This is a genomic window from Pedobacter agri PB92 (assembly GCF_000258495.1).
Taxonomy (GTDB): domain Bacteria; phylum Bacteroidota; class Bacteroidia; order Sphingobacteriales; family Sphingobacteriaceae; genus Pedobacter; species Pedobacter agri.
In genome coordinates this window covers 1-4076 of sequence record NZ_AJLG01000281.1, presented here as the reverse complement: position 1 = coordinate 4076, position 4076 = coordinate 1, and the positions used below count along the sequence as shown (strand labels likewise).

The window sequence follows — 4076 nt, the reverse complement described above, 5'->3', positions numbered from 1 at the left end:
CGTTGTCGCTGACCGCCTGATAATTCGTTAGGTTTGTGATCCATACGATTACCTAAATTTACATTTTCCAATGCTTTTGCCGCTCTGGCTTCACGATCTTTTTTACTGTTACCAGCGTAGATTAAAGGCAGAGCCACATTATCTAATGCAGTTGAACGAGGCAGAAGGTTAAACGTTTGAAAAACGAAGCCAATTTCTTTATTACGAACTTCAGCCAAAGCATCGTCGCTCATTTGACTAACGTTAGTTCCGTTTAAGATATAGGTGCCGCTCGACGGCGTATCTAAACAGCCTAAAATATTCATTAAAGTAGATTTACCTGACCCTGATGGCCCCATTAAAGCTACAAATTCCCCTTTGTTGATATCTAAAGAAACTGATTTTAAAGCATGGATAACTTCCGATCCGATTACGTATTTACGGCCAATTTCTTTGATGGTAATAAGTGGTTTCTCCATGTTTTTTCTTTTTTAGACAAGCGTAAAGGGTAAGATGTTACAAGCACGAAGAAAATTACTTTTCAATAATTTTAGGTACCATAAAAAATTGGTCGCTGTGTTTTGCAGCATTTTTCAAACCGTCAGCAGTTGATATTTCTTGTTTTACCACATCTTCTCGCCAAACATTTGTAGCTTCATTCATATAAACCAACGGCTTAACATCTGATGTATCCAATTCATTTAATTTTTCCATAAATGAAAGGATTTTATTCATCTCGGGGATTAATGTAGCCACCTCTTTTTCATCAACATGAATTCTGGCCAAATCGGCGATTTTATAAATGGTTTTCTCGTCTAAATTCATATTATACTAATTTACTATCAATAAGCTGAAAAACCCTATCTTTCAATAAGTCTGAATCAACATCGGCTAAATCAGCGGTACTGATGGGTTTGTGGACGTAAATATCGCAAATTCCGGGCTTACTTCCATATTTTGAACCATCATCCCAGTTTATTTTCCAAACGTTTGTAATACTTACGGGTACTAATGGTACATTTTTATCTATTGCCAACCGGAATGGCCCGTTTTTAAATTCTCCGAGTTTTGGCGGATAATGATCATCAATCTTTCCTTCAGGGAAAATAATTAAACTCATTCCTTTTTCAAGATTTTCACCTGCTTTTTTGAAGGCTTTAAAAGCTGAAATTTTACTATCACGATTCACCGATATATCAATCGTCTTGAAGAAAATACCCAGAACAGCATTGTTTAACAACTCATCTTTACCCATAAAGTGAAATTTACCATGGCACATGATGCAAAAAACCATAATATCTAAATTGGAAGTATGGTTGGCGCAATAGATATAAGTCTGGTTATAATCTAACCTTTGTTCATATTTAAAACGATACCAAATACCTGATAGAAAACTACTTAAAAAGCTGTTTGCTTTTCTACAGAGATTCAAAATTTCGTAATATTTCGGATCACGTGAGGTGAGGTAATACAGCGGATAAAACAAAATGAAGAAAAAAAGTATCCAGAATAAAAACCATACCCGGTGTACCTGCCTTAGAAAGTGAATCATAGATAATCAAAAATATAAAATACTTCGATAAATTTTATCTGAATAAGTAAGTTAAGCATGTGAAGGTGTTTTTTCATTTCAAACCTATTTCTTTCGAAGTCAATTTGCCGGGTTAAAAACGGTTTAAACCTGAAATTTCAACTGGTGTTTTTAAAAACTTATGATTAAATTAAATCGGTTTGCGCTTTGCATGTAATTTATTTTTAATTTCGTGCCATTATGAAAGAAACCGTGGTGAGTGGCATCAGGCCAACAGGAAAGCTACATTTAGGAAATTATTTTGGTGCAGTAACCAATTTTGTGAAGATGCAGTATGATTATAACTGCTATTTTTTTATTGCCGATCTCCATTCATTAACAACACACCCTACCCCTGGCGATTTACATGGTTATGTTCGTCATGTTTTGGTTGAATATTTGGCTTGTGGAATCAATCCAGAAGAAACAACTATATATGTTCAGTCTGACGTACCTGAAGTTTCAGAACTTTATCTGTACTTAAATATGAATGCTTATTTAGGTGAGCTTGAACGCAGTGCATCTTTTAAAGAAAAAATAAGAGCTAACCCTGATAACGTAAATGCAGGTTTACTCACCTATCCTACTCTAATGGCTGCTGATATTTTAATTCACAGAGCAACCAAGGTACCTGTTGGTAAAGACCAGGAACAGCATTTAGAAATGACCCGTAATTTCGGAAATCGTTTTAACAGAATGTACAATGCTGATTTTTTCCCAGAATCTTTTGCTTTTAACTACGCTGAAAATTTAGTGAAAGTGCCAGGCTTAGAAGGAAAAGGAAAAATGAGTAAATCGGATGGTGATGGAAACTGTATTTATTTATCTGACAGTCCGGAAATTATTCGTAAAAAAGTGGCCAGAGCCGTTAGCGATAGCGGTCCAACGGAAGAAAACCAGGAAAAACCAGAAGCCATTCAAAATCTTTTCGATTTAATGAAAATTGTTTCTACACCTGATACTGTAGCGCATTTCGATGGCCTTTACAATAAAATGCAAATCCGTTACGGCGACATGAAAAAACAACTTGCGGAAGATATGATCATCTTCAATTCGCCAATTAGAGAGCGAATAGAGGAGCTATCGAAAGATGATTTGTATTTGCGTCAGGTGGCAAAACATGGGGCACTAAAAGCTCGTGAAAGTGCACAGAAAACCATCAAGGAGGTTCGTAATTTAATCGGTTTTAAAGTTTTTAATTAATAAATAGATTTGAGAATGGAGATATGAGATTTCAGATAATTCCTCAGTCTCCGATCAAATGTCTCATATCTCATATCTAAAATATATGCACATAGCAATCGTAGGAAACATAGGCGCTGGCAAAACAACTTTAACTGGTTTACTGGCAAAAAATTATGGATGGGAAGCTTTATACGAAGCTGTTGACAATAACCCATATCTTGAAGATTTTTACAGTGATATGAAACGCTGGAGTTTTAATCTTCAAATTTACTTTCTTAATAGCCGATTTCAGCAGATTACAGACATAGAGGTAAATAAAAGAAACGTTATTCAGGATAGAACCATTTATGAGGATGCGCATATTTTTGCAGAAAATTTGCATGACATGGCTTTAATGACGACCCGCGATCATGATAACTATCGTGCTATTTTCGACAATATTACCTCGTTTATTAAACCGCCGGATTTACTGGTCTATTTACGAGCATCCGTTCCCACGTTAGTAAATAACATTCAACGCCGCGGACGTGAATATGAAGCCGGAATACGAATTGACTATCTTTCGAAACTTAATGAAAAGTACGAAGCCTGGATAAAGGGTTATAATTTAGGCAAACTCTTAATTCTGGATAAAGATAAGTTGGATTTTACGAATAATCCTGAAGATTTAGGTACAGTTATTCAAGCAATAGAAGCTGAAATAAACGGATTATTTTAATTTATATAATTGTCGATAGATCTATTTTGAATATTTTTCATTTCTAATCAAGAAAGAAAAACCAAATTTATGAATCTTGAATTTGGTTTTTCTTAACGTTTTTGTTATATTTTGACTATGATGAAACACGATTTTGATCATGGAAAATACTCAAACTGGAAGCTAGGTCTTTTCTATTTCAATAAAAAAGACAGTCGTTTATTTGTACCAAAACGTATTAAAATTTTAGGCTGGACATTAAATTTCGCAAACCCATTATCTTATCTTGTTATGGGCTTAATTTTCTTGTTAGCCTTTATTTTGAGCAATTAAATAAAATGATAAATAACTCAAACTTAGCCATTGGGATCATACCTGCCCGTTACGCTTCTACCCGTTTCCCTGGAAAACCATTGGTTGATATTGCGGGCAAAACGATGATTCAACGCGTTTACGAGCAAGCATCGAAGGCTAAAAGTTTATCAAAAGTGGTTGTTGCAACTGATGATGAGCGCATTGCAGATGAGGTAAAAAGATTTGGAGGGGAATTCGTTTTTACAGGTTCACAGCATCAAAGCGGAACAGATCGTTGTGCAGAAGTGATTGAAAAACTTCCGGATTATGAAATTCGTAATTAATATTCGA

At 35.0% G+C, this 4076-nt stretch carries 7 protein-coding genes; 4 read left to right on the top strand and 3 right to left on the bottom strand.

Going from position 1 to position 4076, the window contains the following annotated elements; translation table 11 throughout:
* From ON09_RS23020 to ON09_RS23010, 3 genes are all read right to left on the bottom strand, one after another.
* Window positions 1–458, bottom strand: a 458-nt coding sequence (locus ON09_RS23020; protein WP_010603428.1) for an ABC transporter ATP-binding protein, incomplete at its 3' end; no start/stop codon positions are given.
* 55 nt (window positions 459–513) lie between these two features.
* Window positions 514–804, bottom strand: coding sequence for an Asp-tRNA(Asn)/Glu-tRNA(Gln) amidotransferase subunit GatC (gatC, locus tag ON09_RS23015; protein WP_010603427.1), 291 nt, complete (start codon window positions 802–804; stop codon window positions 514–516).
* Between the two features lies 1 nt (window position 805).
* Window positions 806–1531 carry a lysophospholipid acyltransferase family protein gene (locus ON09_RS23010; RefSeq protein WP_010603426.1) on the bottom strand — a complete coding sequence of 242 codons (726 nt, stop codon included), beginning with the start codon at window positions 1529–1531 and terminating at the stop codon, window positions 806–808.
* 219 nt (window positions 1532–1750) lie between these two features.
* Between ON09_RS23010 and trpS the strand changes: the two genes are divergently transcribed.
* The 4 genes from trpS to ON09_RS22990 all read left to right on the top strand — a co-directional run bounded on the left by trpS (window position 1751) and on the right by ON09_RS22990 (window position 4069).
* The gene (trpS, locus tag ON09_RS23005; RefSeq protein WP_010603425.1) at window positions 1751–2752 is read left to right on the top strand and encodes a tryptophan--tRNA ligase; all 1002 of its coding nucleotides are present in this window, start codon (window positions 1751–1753) and stop codon (window positions 2750–2752) included.
* 85 nt (window positions 2753–2837) lie between these two features.
* A complete protein-coding gene (locus ON09_RS23000) occupies window positions 2838–3452 on the top strand; it encodes a deoxynucleoside kinase (protein ID WP_010603424.1) in 615 nt (204 codons plus the stop codon).
* Window positions 3453–3569: 117 nt separating this feature from the next.
* Window positions 3570–3764, top strand: a complete 195-nt coding sequence (locus ON09_RS26940; RefSeq protein WP_010603423.1) for a DUF5808 domain-containing protein — start codon at window positions 3570–3572, stop codon at window positions 3762–3764.
* A gap of 5 nt (window positions 3765–3769) precedes the next feature.
* Window positions 3770–4069 carry a cytidylyltransferase domain-containing protein gene (locus ON09_RS22990; protein WP_010603422.1) on the top strand — a complete coding sequence of 100 codons (300 nt, stop codon included), beginning with the start codon at window positions 3770–3772 and terminating at the stop codon, window positions 4067–4069.
* Window positions 4070–4076 lie beyond the last annotated feature (7 nt).

Bases quoted from the DNA above. Each gene is read 5' to 3' on its own strand.
- gatC (WP_010603427.1), bottom strand. From the start codon at position 804: ATGAATTTAGACGAGAAAACCATTTATAAAATCGCCGATTTGGCCAGA.
- ON09_RS23010 (WP_010603426.1), bottom strand. From the start codon at position 1,531: ATGATTCACTTTCTAAGGCAGGTACACCGGGTATGGTTTTTATTCTGG.
- trpS (WP_010603425.1), top strand. From the start codon at position 1,751: ATGAAAGAAACCGTGGTGAGTGGCATCAGGCCAACAGGAAAGCTACAT.
- ON09_RS23000 (WP_010603424.1), top strand. From the start codon at position 2,838: ATGCACATAGCAATCGTAGGAAACATAGGCGCTGGCAAAACAACTTTA.
- ON09_RS26940 (WP_010603423.1), top strand. From the start codon at position 3,570: ATGATGAAACACGATTTTGATCATGGAAAATACTCAAACTGGAAGCTA.
- ON09_RS22990 (WP_010603422.1), top strand. From the start codon at position 3,770: ATGATAAATAACTCAAACTTAGCCATTGGGATCATACCTGCCCGTTAC.